The organism is Algoriphagus resistens (assembly GCF_001442615.1).
GTDB classification, from domain to species: Bacteria; Bacteroidota; Bacteroidia; order Cytophagales; family Cyclobacteriaceae; genus Algoriphagus; species Algoriphagus resistens.
Genome location: NZ_LMXN01000010.1, coordinates 194,096 through 216,074 on the forward strand (window position 1 = coordinate 194,096; position 21,979 = coordinate 216,074).

17 protein-coding genes are annotated in these 21,979 nt (G+C 42.2%); 15 read left to right on the forward strand and 2 right to left on the reverse strand.

The window, feature by feature from the left end; translation table 11 throughout:
- Positions 1–20: 20 nt before the first annotated feature.
- Both AS141_RS17455 and rbfA read right to left on the reverse strand, forming a co-directional pair.
- Positions 21–1,250 (reverse strand): FtsX-like permease family protein, encoded by a 1,230-nt coding sequence (locus tag AS141_RS17455; protein ID WP_057938967.1) that lies wholly within the window; start codon positions 1,248–1,250, stop codon positions 21–23.
- Between the two features lie 12 nt (positions 1,251–1,262).
- Positions 1,263–1,655, reverse strand: coding sequence for a 30S ribosome-binding factor RbfA (gene rbfA / locus AS141_RS17460; protein WP_057938968.1), 393 nt, complete (start codon positions 1,653–1,655; stop codon positions 1,263–1,265).
- A gap of 35 nt (positions 1,656–1,690) precedes the next feature.
- On the opposite strand from rbfA, the gene AS141_RS17465 reads away from it, so the two are divergent.
- From AS141_RS17465 to AS141_RS17530, 15 genes are all read left to right on the forward strand, one after another.
- Positions 1,691–3,124, forward strand: coding sequence for a hypothetical protein (locus AS141_RS17465; protein WP_057938969.1), 1,434 nt, complete (start codon positions 1,691–1,693; stop codon positions 3,122–3,124).
- 395 nt (positions 3,125–3,519) lie between these two features.
- Positions 3,520–4,155, forward strand: a complete 636-nt coding sequence (locus tag AS141_RS27295; protein ID WP_057938970.1) for a LuxR C-terminal-related transcriptional regulator — start codon at positions 3,520–3,522, stop codon at positions 4,153–4,155.
- Positions 4,156–4,315: 160 nt separating this feature from the next.
- Positions 4,316–4,906 carry a DUF4255 domain-containing protein gene (locus AS141_RS17475; protein WP_057938971.1) on the forward strand — a complete coding sequence of 197 codons (591 nt, stop codon included), beginning with the start codon at positions 4,316–4,318 and terminating at the stop codon, positions 4,904–4,906.
- 2 nt (positions 4,907–4,908) lie between these two features.
- Positions 4,909–5,526 (forward strand): hypothetical protein, encoded by a 618-nt coding sequence (locus AS141_RS17480; RefSeq protein ID WP_057938972.1) that lies wholly within the window; start codon positions 4,909–4,911, stop codon positions 5,524–5,526.
- Between the two features lie 30 nt (positions 5,527–5,556).
- Positions 5,557–6,951, forward strand: coding sequence for a phage tail sheath family protein (locus tag AS141_RS17485; RefSeq protein ID WP_057938973.1), 1,395 nt, complete (start codon positions 5,557–5,559; stop codon positions 6,949–6,951).
- 39 nt (positions 6,952–6,990) lie between these two features.
- The gene (locus tag AS141_RS17490; RefSeq protein WP_057938974.1) at positions 6,991–7,422 is read left to right on the forward strand and encodes a phage tail protein; all 432 of its coding nucleotides are present in this window, start codon (positions 6,991–6,993) and stop codon (positions 7,420–7,422) included.
- 2 nt (positions 7,423–7,424) lie between these two features.
- Complete coding sequence (locus tag AS141_RS17495; protein ID WP_057938975.1) at positions 7,425–7,922, forward strand: phage tail protein; 498 nt, start codon at positions 7,425–7,427, stop codon at positions 7,920–7,922.
- A gap of 12 nt (positions 7,923–7,934) precedes the next feature.
- Complete coding sequence (locus AS141_RS26655) at positions 7,935–8,105, forward strand: DUF5908 family protein (protein WP_157243522.1); 171 nt, start codon at positions 7,935–7,937, stop codon at positions 8,103–8,105.
- On the forward strand, positions 8,105–8,821 hold the full coding sequence (locus AS141_RS17500; protein ID WP_057938976.1) for a CIS tube protein: 717 nt from the start codon (positions 8,105–8,107) through the stop codon (positions 8,819–8,821). Before AS141_RS26655 ends, AS141_RS17500 begins: the two co-directional genes overlap by 1 nt.
- Positions 8,822–8,830: 9 nt before the next feature.
- Entirely contained in the window at positions 8,831–10,600 is a 1,770-nt protein-coding gene (gene vgrG / locus AS141_RS17505) for a type VI secretion system tip protein VgrG (RefSeq protein WP_057938977.1), read from the forward strand.
- 7 nt (positions 10,601–10,607) lie between these two features.
- On the forward strand, positions 10,608–10,901 hold the full coding sequence (locus AS141_RS17510) for a PAAR domain-containing protein (RefSeq protein WP_057938978.1): 294 nt from the start codon (positions 10,608–10,610) through the stop codon (positions 10,899–10,901).
- 4 nt (positions 10,902–10,905) lie between these two features.
- Positions 10,906–11,325: a GPW/gp25 family protein gene (locus AS141_RS17515; protein WP_057938979.1), complete on the forward strand. Its 420-nt coding sequence runs from the start codon at positions 10,906–10,908 to the stop codon at positions 11,323–11,325.
- Positions 11,326–11,328: 3 nt separating this feature from the next.
- Positions 11,329–14,898, forward strand: coding sequence for a baseplate J/gp47 family protein (locus tag AS141_RS17520; RefSeq protein WP_057938980.1), 3,570 nt, complete (start codon positions 11,329–11,331; stop codon positions 14,896–14,898).
- Complete coding sequence (locus tag AS141_RS17525) at positions 14,898–17,879, forward strand: hypothetical protein (protein ID WP_057938981.1); 2,982 nt, start codon at positions 14,898–14,900, stop codon at positions 17,877–17,879. Before AS141_RS17520 ends, AS141_RS17525 begins: the two co-directional genes overlap by 1 nt.
- A 2-nt stretch (positions 17,880–17,881) precedes the next feature.
- On the forward strand, positions 17,882–21,979 hold the full coding sequence (locus AS141_RS17530; protein ID WP_057938982.1) for a PKD domain-containing protein: 4,098 nt from the start codon (positions 17,882–17,884) through the stop codon (positions 21,977–21,979).

Consider the following 21,979-nt stretch of genomic DNA (forward strand, 5'->3'; position numbering starts at 1 on the left):
AGTCTTTTAAAGTCCAGCTTCTATATCTCCTTCACTGTATCTACTTGAGATGCGATCCAAGCCGGTCTGGAAGAGGCAAAAAAGGTGATCCCAATCATCGCAATGCTTATGTAGAAAAAGTCACTCCAGATCATTTTCACCGGATAGGCATCTACAACGGCAGAGGAAATCCCAAGTGAAACCAATCCAAAAGTCTGCTGTAACCAGCAAACCATGTAGCCAAGAACCAACCCGATCACTGCACCGCTAAAGGCAATCAGTGCCCCCTGCTTTAAGAAAATTCTTCGGATCAGTTTCTCGGGCGCCCCCATAGCCTTTAATACGGCAATATCCTTCTTCTTTTCTATTGCCAGCATACTCAGCGAAAAGAAAATATTAAAGGAGGCAATGGCCAGAATAAATGTCAGGGTGAGGAAGACAAATAACTTTTCCATCTGAACGGTACGGATCAGGCCTGCATGCTGCTCGTCAGCATTTTTGACCAAGAAGTCATCCCCTAAATGGGCTTTCAGTCTTTTCTGGACTTCTGTTATAGAATATCCTTTGGCAACCTTTACTTCGAGCGAGGTTCTTTTTTCTCCGTATTTCAACAAATCCCTGACAAAGAAAAGCGGCGCAATCACATATTCATCATCAAACTGACGCTCGCCGATACTGAAATATGCCACTGGATCCAGGACTGCAGATTCATAGAACTGGGAAGGATCTATCGAAGCGGCACTTCTGGGAGCTTTTGGATAGTAGATTTTCAGCGGAACGTTGACATTGTCCAGATTTACAGAAAGAAAGAACCCAACGCCCCGCCCTAAGATGGCAGCGGGATTAAGCGCTGTGCCCAACGTGGTATCTCCCCAAAAGTAACCCCGGGAGAATCTTTCCTGATCGAGAAAATTATCCGAGACACCTTTTATTCTGCCGATCATTTGGTTGCCGTTATAATCCAGCAAGGCATTGTCTTCGATGACCTCAGTAAGGATAGCTACGCCTTCTATAGTTTTGATACTGTCCAGCCATTCTTCATTGGTCATGAAACTTTTGCCTGCAGCCGCCTCGATTTTGAGCTCAGCATCAAAGCCTGCAAAAATCCCACGGATCAGGTCCTCTAAGCCGTTGAATACAGACATTACAATCACAAGCGCCATTGTGCCCACAGCAACTCCTATCATAGAAATTCTGGACAAAATGGTGATGAAGTTCCGTTTCTTTTTGCTACGGAAATACCTGGAGGCTATGAAAAAACTGAGATTCAACGATCGCTGGATTTAATCTTCTTCTTCTTCTTCTTGGTCTTCCTCCTGGAGGGGTGCCGGCGGAATCGATAGCTTAGCTATTACTTTATCCATATGCTGCGCATAGGCAGCAGAGTCATCCGGAAAAAAAGCAATTTCAGGAATAACACGCACTGATTTGCCAATTCGTTTGGCCAATTGATGCCTGATTTCCTTTTTGTGCTCATTGATCAGCTGAAAGGTCGCTTCCGGATCTGCCAACAGAAAGCTCAGGTAAACCTTTGCCAAACCCAAATCCGGACTCATCATCACTCTGGTAATCGTCACCATAGCGCGGCCGACCAGATGTTTTGATTCTTTTTGAAAGATATCGCCCAACTCTTTTTGAATAAGCTTGGCGTATTTTTGTTGTCTTTTACTTTCCATATAAAGTATTTATGGTACAAATTTAGCGAAATACTTTGGCAAGCTTTAATTTCGGGCAAAACCAACCAAACACTCTTCTCCACTATACCTTGTTCAGTTTTTTTAAATTAAATGATCCGTTTAGACTTATCGGCATTGGAATTTATATTCTCCTGCTGACAATCTTCTACATTACCCTTAGTCCTTTCCCGATTACCAATCCACAACTGATGTGGATGCTGCTTGGAGAGCGGCTAGGACAGGGTTATTATCTGTATCAAGACATCATAGATGACAACGGGCCTCTGTCCGCCGGTTTCTTCACATTCATGGACATGTTCTTTGGCAGGAGCCTTTTTGCATACGAAGTGGTAGGCAGGATTTTAATATCCTTCCAGATCCTATATTGGAATTCCATGCTGATCAAGTTTAAGGCTTTTGATGTGAATACATACCTACCTGCGATCATCATGGCTTCACTTTTTCATTTCTCATTTGACTTACTGAGTCTGAGCCCGGCATTACTGGGAAGCACCTTCCTGATATTGGCTCTTGGACAGCTTTTTTCCCAAACAGTCCTTCAGCAGGATACTAGCGAGTCCACTTTATTAATTGGGATATATGCAGGTCTTGCGACAGGGTTTCACCCAAACTACATTGTGTTTTTACCCTACATGATTTTCACTGGAATCGCTATCAGTAGTTTTTCCTTCCGTCAACTGATGCTTTCACTTGTAGGGTATGCCCTTCCTCTCCTATTAATTTCATTATTCTACTTTTGGAATGATGGATTGGAGGAAGCAATTCAGATCTGGCCACTGACTTTCCTTTCCAGGAAATATGAATACCAGTCGCTGCTGAACTGGTTGATCCCCGGAATATTTCCTCTATTGCTTGCTGTTGCGGGTTATTTCATGGCCACCGTATTGCGCGGGTCTACGGTTAACCAACAGAAGCAACGGCAGCTGGTCATTATCTGGTTGCTCTTTTCAGCAGCAGTGTTTTTCATTATCAAGAAACAAGCATCGTTTCAACTGGTGATTCTCATACCTGGGCTTACCTATCTGATCACCCAGTTTTTCCTGAACATCAAAAAGGAAATTGTTGCCAAAATCGCCTTTTATCTTCTTGTCATAGGCCTTCCTGCCGTTGGCTTTTTGTTCTGGCAGAAAACAATTCCTGATTCAGAATATTTTGTAGCCGAAAGTGAGGTAGTATACCCGGGGGATGTTCTGGTTTTGGGTGATAATCTCTCACCTTATCTCAATGCCAAACTAGGAGGTCCGTTTCTTAATTACCGGTTAAGCCAGCTTTATCTTGATCAGGATCGCGACCTGCGGGAGAAAGCCAGGCTTTTCCAGATGCTTCAAAAGCAAAAACCTTCTAGGGTACTCGACCCCAATGGAGATTTTGAAAAATTACTTAAGCAGTTTCCGGCATTGGAGCAGCAATACAGAGAAACTTCAGTAGGCCTATTTGAGCTTAAGTAAAATTTACTAAAATCAAACTCAACATTGGGAATAATCACTTGAATATCAGTCTAATTACAATTACTTTTAAGTAAGTCTGGTTTTTCTCATTTTCATGGCTTTTTCATATGATTATAATTTGTCTTTTAAAGGTCATATGGAATCTCGCACGGTGGATACTCATCTGTGTGTCGCTTGCGTCATGCTCGATTTCATGGAATTAGTTCTGCATCCGAAAAACAACCTGAATTCTTATGAAATACTCGGTTGCCGGATACAAACAACCCATTGACTTACTGGTTTTGAACTAACTAAAGGTTGAAGAACAATAAGCCAATTTTCAATACTTGGAAAAACGGGAAAAGCTGCACTAAAACAAAAGCCTTTTTAGTCATATATTTTTAACTATACATTCTATGGAGCAGCACAGTATTATTAGCGAATCCACCTTACTTTCCGAAGGTCTTCAGCACTACCTGACACTTAACAGGCTCGCCAAAGTGGATTTAATTTCTTTGAAAGAGCTCAAAAAAACAGGGAATACCTCTTTAAATGTAGGCCATTTCATTTGGCTTGATGTAATTCCGGAAATCAAAAAGCTAATCAAACTAACCCAAACCATAAGCAACCAGAGACCTTGTCAAAAGATATTGGCATTTGGGGAATTCAGGGATTCACCCAGAATCAGGTCGCTATTCAAAGCAGGGGCTTCGGCATATCTGCTTTCCAACTGTGGCACACAAAGCATCAAGGAGGCAATTCAGCATGTCTATAAAGGCGAATTTTTTATAGATCCTCGATTGACCTACCAGCTAGAGGAAAGTCTATTTCAGCCCAAGTCTGCCCTGTCTACTAACAATCGACTGACCAGAAGGGAAAAACAGGTTCTTCAATTGATCGTGGATGAATATACCACCCATGAAATTGCAAATAAGCTTTTTATCAGTTTTTGTACGGTTGAAACCCATCGTCTTCATTTGATCCAAAAACTGGGCGTAAGAAATATGGCCGGATTGGTCCGGGAAGCTATTTCCGCCAATTTAGTGGATTGACATGCTTGAAGTATATCTGCATTAAAATCCATGAATTCATGGATTTTAATGCAGATATAATTGATCAACTTTGGTATTTCGCGATCCAAATTAGACATCAGTTCTGCCCAGCGGAGACCTATTTTGTCGGTGATATTTTTGGCCACTTTTATTTTGTAGCATGATAGATCAAGTTTTAAATGCGGTAGTCGGGTTATTAAATGACCATATCGGAAACACGGAGCCAGAGGTTTTGCTCGGGAATTTATCGCTAATAGAATCCTCCCAACAAGGAACAGATACAAATATTTCAGATCGCCTCGTCGTATCCGTGGTCAATATCCAGGAAGAAAATATCCTACGGAACAATCCCTCAAACAGACAGGTTTTTGACAACATGGGACTTCCAAGGGGAGTTGCCAGAAACCCTGACCTTTACCTGAACATCTTTTTACTCATTGGTGCCAATAAGGAGCAATACACGATTGGATTACAACGGATTTCCCAGGTTATATCCTTCTTTCAGGCCAACTCGATTTTTACTGAAGCTGAAATTCCTGGACTTACAGCCAGCGGACTGGATAAAATCATCTTTGACCTTCATTCCACCAGTTTTGAGGAACTCAATCAGCTCTGGGGAATTATGGGAGGAAAATATATGCCATCCGTGGTTTACAAAATGAGGCTGGCATATTTCAGCAGTATTGAAGAAGGCATGGAGGTCCCTCTGGTTAAATCTATTGATGCTCAATTCAGAAATAAGCCCAATTAATCATGGACAGGATCCTCACTAAATATGAGAAATTATTCTCTGTCAGATTTACCCATAACGCTTTCCCGTTTTCTGCGTCCAATGGAAATCTGTTGACGCCTAACCTTAGCATACTTCCTGATTCTGTCACCTCGGCCCTCTTTAAAAAGAATGACATTCATTACCGTTTGAGAAATGACATGTTACTCTGTTTTGTACGGGTGAAAAATGAGGAGGAGTCCCCCTATTTCCGACTTCCAAACCTTCTCACTGCCCGGTTTATTATCAATTTATCCAGCTCCCTACAAAACCAGACTGAAGTAGCTACTAATCATGGCAAAGACACTATTTACCGGTTCCGTATCAATGTGCGCTCCTCTGCTGATTCAATGAATTTAGCTGGCGCCACCTTGGGACCATTGCTTTCATTAGAACCCACCAAAGTATTTACTCCGGGCAATCCCGGAACCTGGACGACAGTTAATGAAAAGCTATCTGGGCATTTTGGGGTCATCGATATAGTGACTGAAGGATCAAGTACGCATAGACTATATACCGATGTGTCTAACCAAATTTTATTTTATACAACAGCCAATGGTAATGAAGATGAACACCTGTTCACCATTCATTTAACTAATTAGAGATAAAACTGCAACTAAAACATTATATCCATGTCACAAATCAATGAATCCGCAATCAAAACGCCGGGAGTCTATATCAATGAGATTCCACTTTTTCCACCTTCGGTGGCACAAGTCGAAACTGCCATCCCCGCATTTATAGGATACACGAAGGATGCAACAAACGAGATCGGAGAGTCGCTGGAAAACATTCCGACAAAAATATTCTCCCTGAAAGAATATGAAACCTATTTCGGAAATGCTGAAAGCGAAGAAGGCATCAGTATATCTATAGTCAGGGAAACCTTGGCTTCAGATGCCACTATAACAGATCCTTCGGATTTTACCATGTATTACAATCTGCGGATGTATTTCATGAACGGAGGAGGACCCTGTTATATTATTTCTATTGGCAGTACCACAGCAACGCCTGATCCCTTAGCTTATGAAAATGGCTTGTTGGCCTGCGAAGCTGAAGATGAGCCTACCCTCATTGTTTTTCCGGATGCTGTCAATACCCTCGATGAAGGGGACTATTATACCCTGATTTCATTGGCGATAGACAAATGTGCCCTTTTGCAGGATCGTTTCACGCTGCTGGATGTACATACTCCAGGAACTAACAATACCACAACTATCAGTGATTTCAGGTCTGCATTCACCAAAAATGACAGCCTTAATTATGCGGCAGTGTACTACCCTTTCCTCAAAACAACATTTGATTTTGAGTTCGATGAAGCTGATGTTGACGTAATAATAAATACGGGAGGGGTAGATGCCGCTGCAGTTCCATTATCCACCTTACGAACCGGTGAAACTGCCATCTATAATGCCGGTATTGCAAAAATACGGGAGAAGTTAAGTCCAACACTTCCTCCTTCATCGGCCATGGCCGGAGTGTACGCCAAAGTCGATGCGTCAAGAGGGGTTTGGAAAGCACCTGCAAATGTTTCACTGAATGCAGTGTATGACCTTACTGCCAAAATCAGCGATGCTGAACAGGGAGGAATGAATATAGATCCTACCACAGGAAAGTCTGTAAATGCAATCAGAATGTTTCACGGTAAGGGCTTTTTGGTTTGGGGGGCCAGAACTTTGGCCGGGAATGATAATGAGTGGAGATATATCAACGTAAGGAGATTTTTCATCATGGTGGAAGAATCTTCCAAAAAAGCCACCATGCAGTTTGTCTTTGAGCCCAACGATGCGAATACCTGGGTAAAACTCAGGGCAATGCTAGAAAATTATTTGACCCTGTTGTGGAGGCAAGGGGCACTTGCGGGAGCAAAACCAGAACATGCATTCTATGTGAGGTGTGGCTTGGGCCAAACGATGACTGCCCAGGATATTCTTGAAGGGAGACTTATTGTCGAAATCGGTATGGCTGCAGTGCGTCCTGCTGAATTTATTATTCTTCGCTTCTCGCATAAAATGCAGGAATCATAACTGTTTTATTCAAGACAAGAACTTTAAACCAAAATCATCATGGCTAATTATCCTCTTCCTAAGTTTCATTTTCAAGTTGAATGGGGTGGAACAAAAATCGGTTTCACCGAAGTGACAGGTCTGGAAGTATCCACCGAACCAATAGAATATCGTGATGGAGCGAGTCCGGAATATTCCAAAATAAAAATGCCAGGAATGCAGAGTTTTTCCAACATAACACTCAAACGGGGGACATTCAAAAGCGATAATGAATTTTACCAATGGTACAACACCGTGGCATTAAACACCATCGAAAGGCGAGATTTGATTATTTCACTTTTAGATGAATCCCATGCCCCAGTAGTCGTCTGGAAAGTAAAAAATGCCTGGCCGATCAAAGTGCAATCCACCGATTTGAATTCCACCGGAAATGAATCGGCAATCGAGACCATTGAGATTGCACATGAAGGACTCACTATTTCAAACGAATAACTATGTTTTCATATCCGCCGGTAGGGTTCCATTTTTCAGTAGTCTTCCAGTTATTCCCACAAACTCCCAATGATTTCAGGTTTCAGGAAGTCAGTGGGTTAGATATGGAAATGCAAATGGAAACAATTATAGAAGGAGGCCAGAATCGCTTTGTGTGGGAATTGCCAGTCCGGGCAAAATACACTGATCTGATCCTTAAAAGAGGAATGTTTATAGGCTCCGGAATTTTGATGTGGTGTAAAAACGCCTTTGAAAATTTTGTGTTTGAACCTGTGAACATCATCATTAGTCTGTTGAATGAACAGCACATCCCCATACAGTCATGGTATGTGGTGAATGCAATTCCAAAAAAATGGTCTGTCTCCAGCTTCAACGCCGAACAGAATTCAATTGTCATAGAATCCATCACGCTGAGCTACCAATATTTCAACATCATCAGCTTAGACTCGGCAATTTCTATGGCAGGCAATATCAGTGCATCTGGAAGTATTGGAATTTAATCCCGTCACAAAATGCCCATAGAAATACGAGAACTTCTGATAAAAGCCGCAATAGGAAATAGCACAAATGTGTCGAATGCGCAGAATGCAAACACTATGGACTTAGACCGGGTCAAAAAGGAAATTGTAAAAGAGGTCACTGAAAATGTATTGAGAACAATTCAGTTAAAACTTGAAAGGTAATGTTAGACCTAAGTCAAAAAGCCGAGAAATTATACGTGCAAGCTTATAGAGATGCAGCGTACCAAGACCAGGTTTCCGGAAATAAATTCGATGCGCTGATCAACCCGGCCACGTACAGTGCTACCTACAAATTTGAGTTTGATGAAACCCAGGCTCCGGGAACTTCTGGTACCAATATGAAATTCAACCGCATTCTTCCGGGTGATTTCAACTTTGATTTTTTGTTCGATGGTACCGGGGTAGTCAAAGACATGTCAGTCTTGAGCTTAGGCATTGCCAACCCATTTGAAAAACCCGCTACGGTCACTGATCAAATCGAAGCGTTCAAACGCAAAATAATAGACTACCAGTCTGAAAAACACCGTCCCTATTACCTGAAAATTCATTGGGGTGAGCTGCTTTTTAAAGGTGTGCTGAAACAGATGGATATAGAATACAAAGTATTTACCCCTGACGGCAAACCCATCCGGGCAATCGCAAAATGCCAATTTGTTGAAAGTGTAGCCGATGTAGAACGGGCTGCCATAGAAAACAATGAGAGCCCCGACATTACCCATGAACGGGTTTTTAAAGGTTCAGATCGCCTGGATTTAATGACGGAAAAAATCTATGAAAAGAACAGCTATTACATCCAGGTCGCCGGGTTTAATTCCTTGGACAGTTTCAGGAATATCAATTCTGGATCAAAATTATATTTCCCTCCATTAGCTAAATAACATAAACCCATGATACCCACTGCAAACAGGGAATTAGTTACTTCAAAAATCCTATTGGGAGATGGGCCCTTTGCTGTACCTGAACAGGTAGTGTCCGGACAGGTTCAGGTGCTGGAGATCAATGTTTATTCAGAACTGAATAAAATCCCCTATGCCACCATCAAATTAGCAGATGGCTCAGCCGCAGATTCAGATTTTGAAATCAGTAACAGGGGGGATTTTGCATTGGGAAAAAGTATAGAAATCCAACTAGGCTACAATACTGATGACCAATCGGTTTTTAGAGGAATAGTAATCTGCAATTCCCACATCGTCCAAGGGAATAAGTCCATACTGCTTGTCACCTGCAAGCACGAAGCCGTAAAAATGACTGTTTCTCCAAAAAGCAGGCATTTTAACGAAATTACTGACAGTGAAGTAGTAGAGCAGATTCTTCAGGATAATGGATTGTCAGAAATAGACATTCAAGCATTTGGAAACACCCAGGAACAACTACTCCAGGCAAATGTGACTGATTGGGATTTTATGATTGGAAGAATCGATACCAACGGCATGGCCTGCCTGATTGACGGGTCTGAGCTCAAGGTGATAAAACCCGACCCTTCCCTTAATCCAGTCCTGGATTTGATATTCGGAACCAATATTCTTTCTTTCAGGGCAGACTCCGACATTCGTTCACAGGCTACGGCGGTGAAGGCCTTCTCATGGGATTATGCCAATCAAACGGTTCTAGAAGCAGAAGGTGCCACGCTGGATTCTGCCTCACCAGGAAATATCCAAGGGTCAACACTGGCGGAAATCAACGGCCAGGAATTTGAGATCAGATCCTCAGGCAAGTTCTCTAATGAATCTCTGCAATCACTGGCGGATGCCAAAAAAAACAAACAATCCCTCTCCAAAATCAAGGGAAAAATAGCTTTTGGCGGAAATGCCGATGTCAAACCGGGTGAATGGCTAAACTTGGCCGGTATCGGAGATCAATTTAACGGGAAGGCCTTTGTCAGTGCAGTCCAACATGAAGTGAGTCAGGGGAATTGGGTTACTGAAGCCGTATTGGGTTGGGAAGAAGATTTTTTCACTGAGAAATTCAACAGTTCCTCCATCAGCTCAGCTTCCGGCCAATATTCAAGGATACAAGGTCTTCATATTGGAATTGTCACAGACATAATCGATCCCTTGGGAGAAGGTAGAGTCAAAGTCCGGCTGCCTTTGGTAAATCCAAATGATGCAGGGATTTTTGCCCGGGTTTCCACTTTAGATGCAGGCGATACCCGAGGTACATTTTTCCGTCCGGAAGTCGATGATGAGGTAATCGTAGGCTTTATCAATGATGACCCATCACAACCCGTAATTCTGGGGATGATCCACAGTAGTGCTAAACCTACGCCCTTTGAGCCAGAAAATAATAACGACAAAAAAGGTTATGTCTCCCGATCGGAAATAAAGATCACTATTCATGATGGTGATAAAAGTATTGTTATAGAAACTCCCGGAGAAAGAAAATTCACATTAGATGATGCCGCCGGGATCATTCAGGTTGAAGATGCAACCGGAAATAGGTTAACCATGGACGACAGCGGGATTGTATTGGATTCTCCAATGGAAATCAGTCTCAAAGCCGGTTCTAAAATAAGTTTTGCCGCGCCGGAAATTGCGCTTAAAGCTGATATGAAAATCAGTGCAGAAGCTTCTGCAGGGTTAAGCTTTAAAAGCAACGGAACCGCTGATTTCGAGGGGTCTTTAGTGAATATCAAAGGGAGTCTTGTCAAAATAAATTAAACGCAGAATGCCTTTAGCCGCCAGAATAACAGACATGCATACCTGTCCAATGCTGACTCCGGGAGGAACCCCTCATGTAGGAGGGCCTATCTTACCGGCTGGTGAACCCACGGTTTTGATCGGGGGATTGCCTGCAGCCAGATTAGGTGATTTAGCCAGTTGCGCAGGGCCACCAGATACTATTTTGACAGGCTCATCCTCGGTGATAATAGGAGGAATGCCCGCGGCTAGAATCGGTGATGCTACCGCACATGGAGGAGTAATCAGTATTGGTTGTCCCACAGTAATTATCGGAGGATGAAGCTATGGAAAATTTGAACAGATCATTTTTGGGTAGCGGTTGGAGCTTCCCTCCTCAATTTGAAAGCCAAGGAGCCAAGACACATATGCTCCGGGATGAAGAAGACATTCAGAGCAGTCTGGAAATACTCCTTTCTACAAAAAGGGGAGAACGGATTATGCGTTCAGATTACGGATGTGACTTACATGAACTGGTCTTTGAGCCTCTGACCACGACTTTCAAAACCTACATCGTTGACCTGATTAAAACCGCAATTGTATATCACGAACCGCGCATCGAAGTAGAAAAGATTGAGCTTGATGATACAGGTGAACTGGAAGGAAGAATCCTACTATCACTCTCCTATAAGGTTAGGGCTACCAATTCAAGATTCAACTTTGTCTATCCATTTTATAAAACAGAAGGAAGTGAACTGAACCCATGAGGTATGGCCTGCAATGACAAAAATCCATTGACCAGAGAAGGTGTAGATAGACTGACAAGAAGACTCTCTGCACTCCCACCCACTTTCGCCAAAGTGGATGAGAGATCTATGGAAGACATTATCCTCTTTGCAAAAAAGTATGCCGCTTATCTCAAATACAAAAACGAAAACAATCAAGAGGAAGGTACGTGGGAGCCCTTAATGAAAATGGATATTTCCGCAATCCTCTCTGTTTTATTGGCCTTAGACCTTCTTCAACTTTCAGATTATTTAAAGCTGCTCCGCAAAAATACCAAACTTGCCGTTGCTGCCGGAAACGACGAAGAAGCAAGCCTGCACTTTAAATTCTACTTTGACCTGATCTTTTCTTTGGTCTCGCTCATTGATGAACAATGTGGATTGCTGACCGGAGAAGCAGCATACCAAAACACAATTCAGTCCATCATCCAGTCAAAATTAAACACCCCTTTTTCCAGATTGGCAAACTTTAAATCAGCTCATGTTGATCTATTTTCGGTTTCTGATCAAACGGACCCTAGTGCGCCTTTTGTTACCCAAAATTCACATGTCCCCCTTTCTTTAGACTTTTTTTCGATGACCTCCGAAAAGCTGAATATTACAATCCCCGGCATTACTGTCAGCGAAAAAATCAGTCATGTCATCAACCATAACCTTTTCAATAACCAGCTCACCGCATTTCTTGGAGGCATTTCTTCCATACTTATCAAAGCGCAGGATTTACTTGAGGCTTCATTGAACACCTATTCCAATCATGAACCGCATTACGGACTTTTTCTGGCATTTTTAAAACTATTCAAAGCAGCACAGGACAGTGTCAATGGCTTTACTAAACGACATTTAGACTTTTATTACAACGATGTCCTTAGACTTGAAAACAAACCACCCGTAGCGGATCAAGTTCATTTAACATTTGAACTACAAAAGCACATCCTCTGGCACCAACTCAAAAAAGGAACTCTTTTTAAAGGAGGAAAAGATCTCAATGGAAATGAAATGACTTACGGTCTTGTTGAGGATGTGATTTTCAATCAGGCTGAGGTCAGTGAAATAAAAGCTTTCCAGGTCCATAATCAAAGTCTGCTTGCCTTTCCACAAGTGAATAGCAAAGACGGCAAAGGAGAAAAATTTGAAGGAGATGACAAAAGTTGGTTTGCCTTTGGGGATCAAAAATCCGAGCCCACAAATGAGGCTGGATTCGCCATCGCATCCAACGTATTATTCCTAAAGGAAGGGGAACGGAAAATTTCAATTACTGTAATTTTTTCAAGTCCCCTGAAGTCCAAATCGGGATTTTCAGCTTTCGGATATCAAAAAAGCATCCCCTTTCAACTCTCGATTACCGGAGAGAAAGATTGGGTGATTAAAGAGGTGGATGCCCAGTTCACAGAAAATCAAAAAAGCCTGAGCCTGGAATTTTCCTTGGGAGTGGAGGAACCTTCCATTATTCCCTATTCCGAAAAAACCCATAAAAAGCAATTTGGTACGGCTTTGCCCCTGCTCATAGCAACGCTAGACCAAAAGTCCAGTACTGTCTGGTACACCGAACTGATGGATAATCCCATTAGCTCAATCAAGCTTTCAGTAGAGGTGATCGGAGTAAAGGACTTGGCACTCAGTAGTGATGGAGGCTCAATAGATGCGTCTAAACCTTTCAAACCATTTGGTGATTTCCCAAAACTAAATGCTGGATTTTATATTGGTTCCAGGGAAATCTTTCAAAAAAAACTGGATTCTCTGAAGGTCAATTTCCCCATATCAGAAAATATCACCTGCCAATATTTGCATGGAAATGTCTGGGATTCCTATCCCAAGACCAAAGAAAACAATTCCTATCTGATCGAGAAAAATCCGGATGGCCACTTATTGAAACCAACCAATATGGACTTTGGGGCCAATACTTTTTTACAGGCGACTTCTTTTGAAGGATTTTTTAGATTCAGGTTAAATACCTCACTTTATTCCCTTGCCAGCTATATGGCCGAAGTAAACAAGGCGCTGGACAAAGTAGTCATCAATTCCCAACAAGGAGTAGTGACGGCCAGAGCCATTGAAAGAAAAGCTGCCTCTGCTCCGGAAGATTTTACGGCTAATACATCCATTGGAGCTGGAATCAACGGTCTAAGTGATATCAATGCACTAGCTGGATTGAGCACGGTATCCGGAAACTCTGTTCCCGTTCCCAAAGAGCTGATTTCCGAATCCTTTTCGATAGACTATTCAGCTTCCCAGATCATTCCTTTTGGAGCTGTTGATCCAAAAAACACCTTTTATCATGTGACTCCATTCGGCTATTTCCAGCCTGGGACTGATGGGAATTTATCACTTATTCCTCGATTTGACCAAAGTGGAGAACTCTTACTAGGTATTGCCAAATCAGTACTTCCCAGCACAATTAATCTTCTTTTTCTCCTCGCTGAAGGAAGTTCCAATCCATTAAAAAACATGGAACAAGTCAATTGGTCCTACCTGGATGAAAAAGATCAATGGCAGTTTTTTGAATCAAACAACGTAATAGATGGAACTGTCAACCTGACTAGAACGGGTATAACCACACTAAGCTTTCCCAAAGAAGCGGCCAATTCCCATACAGCATTGACAACTGGTTTAATTTGGCTTCGGGTATCGGTCGTTGACAATACAGATGCTGTCTGCAAAATCATTGAGATCAAGGCGCAGGCTGCTTTAGCAGAGTTAATTCAGGATGAATCCAAAGCCATAGAATTCAGATCAATTCTTCCTGCCGGGACAATAAGTAAACTGGTCCGATCTGATAGTGCTGTTAAGTCTATCTCGCAGCCTGCTGATTCCCTCGGCGGAAGGAGTCGGGAGAAGGACGAAGATTATTATCAGCGGGTAAGTGAAAGACTTAGACACAAGCAAAGAGCCATAACGATGTGGGATTATGAACACCTGATCCTGGAGGAGTTCCCTTCAATTTATCAGGTCAAATGTCTCAATCACGCTGGTTTTTATGAAAAAAACGGAGAGCAGGTTTTCTGCGAAAATTTCCCGGGGAATACCACGGTAATCTGTATTCCGGATCTGAAAAACAAATCCAACATCAATCCGCTCACACCTTATACCCCTATTGGCACCCTGACGGATATTAGCCTTTTTTTGACAAGGCTCAAAAATCCTTTTGCCAAACTTCATGTGGTCAATCCAAAATTTGAAGAGGTTCAGCTGGATTTTGAAGTTCGTTTCCATGAGCATAGGGATGAAATATTTTACCGCAACTTATTAGACCTGGAGATCGAGAAATTTCTATGCCCATGGGCCTGGGACACTGGCAAAAAAATCAATTTCGGCGGGAAGGTGACCAAATCCATCCTGATAAATTTTGTTGAGGAAAGGCCATACGTGGACTTTTTAAGCTGCTTCAAACTCAACCACATCATTCGTGATAATGAAGGGAATGTCTACCAATCCACCTACGACGTGGACGAAATAATAGCTACCACCTCCCTATCAGTTCTGGTTTCACATTATGATGAATCCAACCTGAGCTCTCCTAGACATCTCATTGATGTAATCCAAACCTGCGACTGCTGATGAAAGCCTCTCCGAACATACCTAAGAACTCCGCATTGGCCCATTCCATGGACTATGAACGATTGCGTCAGGAAGGTTTGCACTACATAGAATCTCTGTCAAGTGATCTATGGACGGATTACAATAGCCATGATCCAGGCATAACGATCTTGGAGGCAATCTGCTACGCCATTACCGAATTAGGGTATAGAACGAATTTCGAAATCAAAGACCTTTTGGCAGAAGCAAGCGGACAAAGCTTCTATACGGCAAGAAATATTCTGACCTCAGCTCCCTTAACTATCCTGGATTATAGAAAACTTTTGATAGATATTCCAGGGATCAATAATGCCTGGCTATTTACTGATGGCAAACAGGAAACTCCCATTTTTCTCAATTGCCAAGAAGACCTCCTCCAATACGATCCCACCAAACATGAATTAGTACTGAAAGGATTGTACACCGTGCTTTTGGACTTATCGGTAGATCTCGAACTAGGCGATATGAATACCGGGGATGTGGTATTGGAAAATATCGCTTTCCCACTTACTCCAACTGTTTCTATTGAGGCTGGAGAATTTCAGGTCAAATTTGAATTTCCCGGCATCAAGCAAGTAAATCCGAAAATACTTGCAGAGGAAGTCAGCAATTTTTCGGTGGAGAAAAATAACATTGCAAACTGGTCTTATCTCTTCAAAATACAACTGGCATCCGGAGAACTCATTGATCTCTTCTTTAAAGTCAGTGTCCCAAAAAACCCGACAAAAGGAAAAATTTTGGATCCTCATGTTGAGCGGATGCTTCAGGATAATGACTATGTCCAATTGATTTTTGATACTTATGTAACTAAACTATCCAAGGCTGACCTGGTAATAAAAAATAGTGTCAAGACGCTTCATGAAAACCGAAACCTATGTGAGGATTTTATTTCTGTCCAACCCATAGATTCAGAAGAAGTCGCCTTTTGTTTTGACGTAGTGGTCCAGCCAGATGTAGACATAGAAAAAATACAGGCAGAAATCTATTTTACGATAGAGAACTACCTGAATCCCCCAGTGTCATTCTATACGTTCGGTGAGCAGAGAAAAAAAGGAATTCCCGTAGAAGAAATTTTTGAGGGACCTAAGCTCGGACATGGGTTCATTGTGACTGATGAACTGGAAAAGGCACAATTAAAACAAGTCATCTATGCTTCAGATATTATCAATCTGTTGATGGATCTGGAAGGAGTCAAGGAAATCAAAAACTTCCTGATGACCAAATATGATCAAAATGGGAAGCCCGTTCCAGGTCAAAAGGGGGTGTCTTGGTGCTTACCTATTTCCCCTATGCACAAGCCGGTAATGAGCCCGGATTTTTCCAAAATCTTATTTTTCAAAGATGGATTTCCTTTTCTCTCCAGGTTTGAGGAGGTCCGGGATACTGTTCATCTACTTCATACCCAGAATATGGCAGGTAAACTGGTTCCTACCTTTGAAGATTTACCTGTTCCAAAAGGTACGAAAAGAGACACTACAAGCTATTGGCCAATCCAATATGACCTGCCTATTGTATATGGGGTGGGAGAATATGGATTACCCCCTGAAGCTACAGATTTGAGAAAGGCCCAGCAGCAGCAATTGAAAGGATACCTCATGTTCTTTGAGCAGTTGCTAGCTGATTTTTTTGCCCAACTAAGCAACGCCAAAAAGCTCTTTTCCACAGATACTATCCGACAGACCTATTTTGCCCAATACCTTGGAAACATAAAAGAAGTAGAAGGAATACTCCATTCGGATATGGAACCAGCATTGGCTAATAGTTCAGGAGATCCCGTCAGTGAAGCACTTTGGCAAAAACTATATGAAACCAAAACACAATTTCAGGAAAGAAGAAATCGATTTTTAGACCACTTGTTAGCACGGTTTGCGGAATCCTTCAATGATTATTCCTTGCTCATGTATCGAATTAACCTGGAAAACCTAAACCTTGAAAAAATTGAGCCGGAAGAACTTATCGAAATTAAGTGCAGAACCCTACAGTCTTACCCCGAAATCAGCTATGGAAGATCATTGGCATTCAATTATTTCCCCCAAGATGAATCTTTCAATCTCGAGGAATCAAACTTATGGGATACGGATAATGTCTCAGGCTTAGAAAAAAAGGTAAGTCAGCTTACGGGTATCAAAGATTTTACAAGGCGTTTTTTGTATTGCATCAAAAATGTTGAAATCATATGTGAGGAAACAGAGGTTGGAGATGAGGTTCACTGTAGGCATTCTTTTTCCATCACTGCCAGAAATGGAACCCGATTGATTTCCAAGCTATATGCTGACAAAGCCGAGGCTGAGCAGGTCCTGGAAGAAGTAATGGAATTGGGTGCCAATCCAGAGAACTACCATTATACCACCAAGCAGGTCAAACTAAAAAAAGGAAACTCCATCATTCTTGAGAGTGAAACTACTTTTCCCAATGAAGAAGAGGCGAATGTGGTTATCGAAGAACTGCTGACCGAATTGACCGGAGACTGCCAGGACCCCGAAGGTTTTCATCTGATTGAGCATATTCTATTGAGGCCGAAAAGCAAAGACTTCAACTTGATGGAAGTCTGTCTTCATGATTGTGATTGCCCTTGTGAAGCAGATAGTTATTCATTCAGGGCCTCCGTGATTTTGCCCCATTGGCCAGGTCATTTTGACAATATGGCCTATCGTAACTATTTCGAAAGGAAAATTTTTGAAGAAGCACCGGCACACATCCAATTAAAAGTTTGCTGGGTGAGCAATGAGAAATTAAGAGCGTTTGAAACGGCCTATAAAAGATGGATCGAAGAACTCGCAAAATTCAAACGGGATGGTAATAACCAGTCAACGTATCACAAGGCCAATGACAGCATGCTGGAACTATTGGCAAAACTCAACTCTGTGTATCCAAAGGCAACGCTGCACGATTGCGAAGAAAGCGATGCCGACAAAAACCCTGTCATGCTGGGTAAAACAATTTTAGGAACTCAAAATTTATAATCATGCAGCCTATACTATCATATCCCGTTTTTGAAGCTGATCAGGTATTGTCCAATGGCCACCTGAACAACCTAATGAATTACCTTGAACAACAGGAAAGGTTGACTCGGATCAAGCTCATTGGTAGAGGTATAGTCTGTGGATTAGAGATTCAAACCTCCGCTTCAGAGATTAAAATCAGCAAAGGCTGCGGCTTAACTTCCCAAGGATACCTGATTCAGCTTTGTGCTACTACCTATTCCTTTTATTCAACTTATACACCGCCCTCCCTTCCCAATGACCTTACTTTTTTGACGCAGTGTAGTGCTGAAAACAGGAAAGATATTCCCTATTACCAGCAAACAGACCTCTTGGAGCTGATCCCTAAAAACGATAAAGACGTAGAAGACAAAAAACCTTTAACATCCATAAAAACAGAGAATTATGCAATAGTCTTGTTTTTGGAGGCTGAGCAGATTGATCTTAAAAACTGTGATACCCAGGACTGTAATGACAAAGGGAGTAAAATGGAATTTGCCCTTCGTGCCTTGCTTGTGCATAAGAAATTTCTGGATCCCCATAATAAAACCGGCTTTAACTCTCTTCTGCTCAAGCGATACAATGTTCCGGTAAAAGAACTTAAAACTTCAGAGGATATCCTTCAGGAATTTTTGACCATTACTGATGATGTCACTTTGACAAAAATGTCCGAGAATCTGATCCTATGCTGGGATAAGTATGCAACACTTCTTGGTCTACCTGCTGAGAACCCCCTGAAAAGCCTAAATCTAATTGAATTCAAAAAGAAATTTTCAACCAGTCCCAATCAACGGATCTATATCCAGTACTTCTATGATTTTGTAGACGACTTGTTCAAAGCTTACCTGGAATTCAGATCAAAAATCAGAGAAGCCTACGGGGAATGTTGCCCTGAAGAAATGGATTTTCCACTTCATCTGACACTGGGTACGGCCAATGAAAACACAGCTCTTGGTAAAGGGAATGGGTATAGGAATTATTTTGAGCCTGCACCAATTCTAAACCACCAGTCAAAAAACAGGGAAGAAGCCGCTTCTTTATTGGAAAGGCTGGCAGCCATGGTAAAAGCATTTATCGGGGATAAACTATCAGTCAATGAACCCATTCAGATCACCCCAAATTATCTAGGTCCGGAAGCCATCAGCTATAGGGCCATTCCCTACTACTATGACTGGAAAACCATCAATCCAACATGGTATTTCAACCGAAGCTTCAATGGCAATGCGCGCTATAACTTAGGATATCGGGCTGCCCAACAAGTGGATGCTCCCGAGCCGGTCAGGAATCCATTGCTGTATGATATTGAGCGATACAATGCCTTTAGGATTGAGGGACATATCGGCAAAAATTACCGCACAGCACTGACGGATATCATCCAGCAAAAGAACAAATTCAATCTCCCTTTTGAAGTGGTTGCACTCAATGCCATTGATCTTTCGACCATTTTGAATGGGAAGGAAATCAGCTGTCACGTGATTGATTTAGCCTCTGATTATCGGGTGATGATCACAGGAATCGTCTGCCAGCTCCAACAAATTATGGCTTATGTGGGAAATTTAAGACCCAAGAAAACCGTAGAACCAAACCGAAATCTGGGTGCTCTTGCCCTTACAAAGGATTTCTACATTTCCAGAAATCTGGTGGATATGCAGAAAGCCATCAAGGCAGATCTACTCCAAAACCAACCCTTGAGCATTTCCAATGAAGACATTATAAAGAACCTTGCTTTGAGAGATGTAGAAGAAGGCGAAAAACTCGCAGACTTCGTAGCAAAAGACGTGGGTTTATTCATTGTAAATCAAAAGGCATTTTACGAGTACATCATCAAGCAGCCAGACCTTTTATTGATCTTTTTACAGCAACTGGCGGAAATAGTAAAATATCTGCTTGCTTTTGATTTGGATAAATTTGATGAGCAAAACTATAATAAGTTATGGACCCCCTATTCCAAAACGGTGGCTAGTCTTATCCAGGAGGCAAGCCAATCTGAAAATGAGGAAATCAAACGGTATTTCTCTGCCGGCAATACAGAATTACTTTTCAAATGTGCCAATGAAAAGCTTTTTGCACTTAAAGATGAATACCTAAAGAGAATGGAAGAATACAATGCTGCAATCAACTTCAGTGAATATTTCAAAAAACACACTGGAATTGAACATAAGGCTGGTGTGTCAAAGGGTGGTACTTTTATTTTGGTTTATAATGGAGCTACAGATCAGGTGTTGACCTTACCGGACCTGACCTTTAACAGCGCGTTGATTTCAGGACTATCTTTAGCAGCTACCTCTCCCAGGTTTACTGCTACTACTTCCGTAAGTGATAGCGCTTCAATTCTTTCAGAAGAGATTCCAACCTCCGCTGGCGCTTTAACCCTTAAATCAGTCGAAAAGACTGAGTTCGGATTCGCCTCGGATTTAGTCAAAAATTTAAATTTAGGAGATGCTGCAAAAAAGGTGTTGGATGCACTCAACCTCAGAGACAGGGAAATCAGAGATCAAGGATCCACAATTCCAAAAGGAACTGTAATTGCTGATTTTTATCTGCCTTATTTATGTTGCAGCGAGTGCCCCCCTATAGCCTATATCCTTCCTGAAGAAGAACCCGAAAACATTGGGCCAATAGCAGATGCCGGAGAAGACCAGACATTTACCCTGGCACCAGACCAGCCTATTTCTTTCGCCTTAGACGGTTCAAAATCATCTGATGAAGACGGGACAATTACTGTTTTTGCATGGACTCAAGTGAGTGGTCCGCAAATCACTTTGAAAACACCAAACAAGCCGAAAGCAACAGCAGAAGTCAGGGACGCCGGGAATTATGTTTTTGCCCTGAAAGTGACCGATGATAAAGGCGCTTCCGACCAAGATGAGGTTACCATCCACGTGATTGCTGTTGAAAATAAAGGCCCTCAGGCCGATGCCGGTCGGGACCAATCCCTTACCCTTGCTACTGGCCAGTCTATTTCAACCACTTTGGATGGCTCCGCCTCCAAAGATGAAGACGGAACCATCAAGGCTTTTACCTGGAGCCAGGTGAGCGGTCCTCAGGTTATCCTGAAAACACCGGCTAATGCCAAAACTGCGGTAGAATTTAAAGAGGCAGGCGACTATGTTTTTGCCCTGAAAGTGACCGATGACAAAGGTGCTTCCAGCCAGGATGAGGTAACTGTTAAGGTTGTAACTGCTCAGAGCAATCCTCCAATCGCTGAAGCAGGTGACGATATTTCCCTTACAATCGCAGGCCCTAACAGTCCGGGTAGAACTACTTTAGATGGAACTAAGTCTGCGGACCCGGCTAACGGGGCACTGACTTTTAACTGGAGCCTGGCCAGTGGCCCTAACGCGCCAACTATCCAAACACCAAATCAAGCAAAAACCAATATTTCCGGCCTTTTAGAAGGGGATTATAAATTCAACTTGGAGGTTAAGAACAGTTCGGGTCAAAGCTCGAACGATTCTGTTTTGGTCAGGGTCAGCAGTGCGACAATAGAAGAAGACCCCAGAACAAAATCCTGTGGTTCTTTGACTGATATACTCGAAGCATTTACAGCTTTCGATCAAACAGAACCGACGGAGAATTTCAAAAAATTCCTGGAAACGTTAGGTTCATATGGTGAAATAAAAGAATTCTTCACCAGCATGAAAACTATCTCCAGTTCAACTACCACAAAACAGACAGACTTCTTCGCCTCCGCATTTGGTCGAACCGGTCTGGTTTCAAAAATGAGGGAGTGGCTGGTAAGTATCCAAAACATTATTCTGGAATTTAAGGAATTCAGAGGATTTGGATTCCAGCTTTATCAGATCCTCAGCATGCTGGTGAACTACATCGTCTGCCTTCAAAAAGAAGATTATGATGCCGCTAAAATCCCGATGGAAAAGGTATTTGATGCAATCGAAGAACATGCCAAAAGCTGGGCTGAGTTGAAAGAAAGTGGAACCTTTGGCAGAGTTGAGATAGCGTTACTAGCAAAAATAGAAACAGGTTTCACTGCAGCATCCACCCAGACCACAGCGAATGGTGAAGCCACCGCAAAACCGAAATATTTGCGTAGAATCAAAATCATTGAAGGAATTCTATAA

Bases quoted from the DNA above. Each gene is read 5' to 3' on its own strand.
- AS141_RS17495 (WP_057938975.1), top strand. From the start codon at position 7,425: ATGTTTTCATATCCGCCGGTAGGGTTCCATTTTTCAGTAGTCTTCCAG.
- AS141_RS17520 (WP_057938980.1), top strand. From the start codon at position 11,329: ATGGCCTGCAATGACAAAAATCCATTGACCAGAGAAGGTGTAGATAGA.
- vgrG (WP_057938977.1), top strand. From the start codon at position 8,831: ATGATACCCACTGCAAACAGGGAATTAGTTACTTCAAAAATCCTATTG.
- AS141_RS26655 (WP_157243522.1), top strand. From the start codon at position 7,935: ATGCCCATAGAAATACGAGAACTTCTGATAAAAGCCGCAATAGGAAAT.
- AS141_RS17475 (WP_057938971.1), top strand. From the start codon at position 4,316: ATGATAGATCAAGTTTTAAATGCGGTAGTCGGGTTATTAAATGACCAT.
- rbfA (WP_057938968.1), bottom strand. From the start codon at position 1,655: ATGGAAAGTAAAAGACAACAAAAATACGCCAAGCTTATTCAAAAAGAG.
- AS141_RS17525 (WP_057938981.1), top strand. From the start codon at position 14,898: ATGAAAGCCTCTCCGAACATACCTAAGAACTCCGCATTGGCCCATTCC.
- AS141_RS17500 (WP_057938976.1), top strand. From the start codon at position 8,105: ATGTTAGACCTAAGTCAAAAAGCCGAGAAATTATACGTGCAAGCTTAT.
- AS141_RS17490 (WP_057938974.1), top strand. From the start codon at position 6,991: ATGGCTAATTATCCTCTTCCTAAGTTTCATTTTCAAGTTGAATGGGGT.
- AS141_RS27295 (WP_057938970.1), top strand. From the start codon at position 3,520: ATGGAGCAGCACAGTATTATTAGCGAATCCACCTTACTTTCCGAAGGT.
- AS141_RS17480 (WP_057938972.1), top strand. From the start codon at position 4,909: ATGGACAGGATCCTCACTAAATATGAGAAATTATTCTCTGTCAGATTT.
- AS141_RS17485 (WP_057938973.1), top strand. From the start codon at position 5,557: ATGTCACAAATCAATGAATCCGCAATCAAAACGCCGGGAGTCTATATC.
- AS141_RS17510 (WP_057938978.1), top strand. From the start codon at position 10,608: ATGCCTTTAGCCGCCAGAATAACAGACATGCATACCTGTCCAATGCTG.
- AS141_RS17530 (WP_057938982.1), top strand. From the start codon at position 17,882: ATGCAGCCTATACTATCATATCCCGTTTTTGAAGCTGATCAGGTATTG.
- AS141_RS17515 (WP_057938979.1), top strand. From the start codon at position 10,906: ATGGAAAATTTGAACAGATCATTTTTGGGTAGCGGTTGGAGCTTCCCT.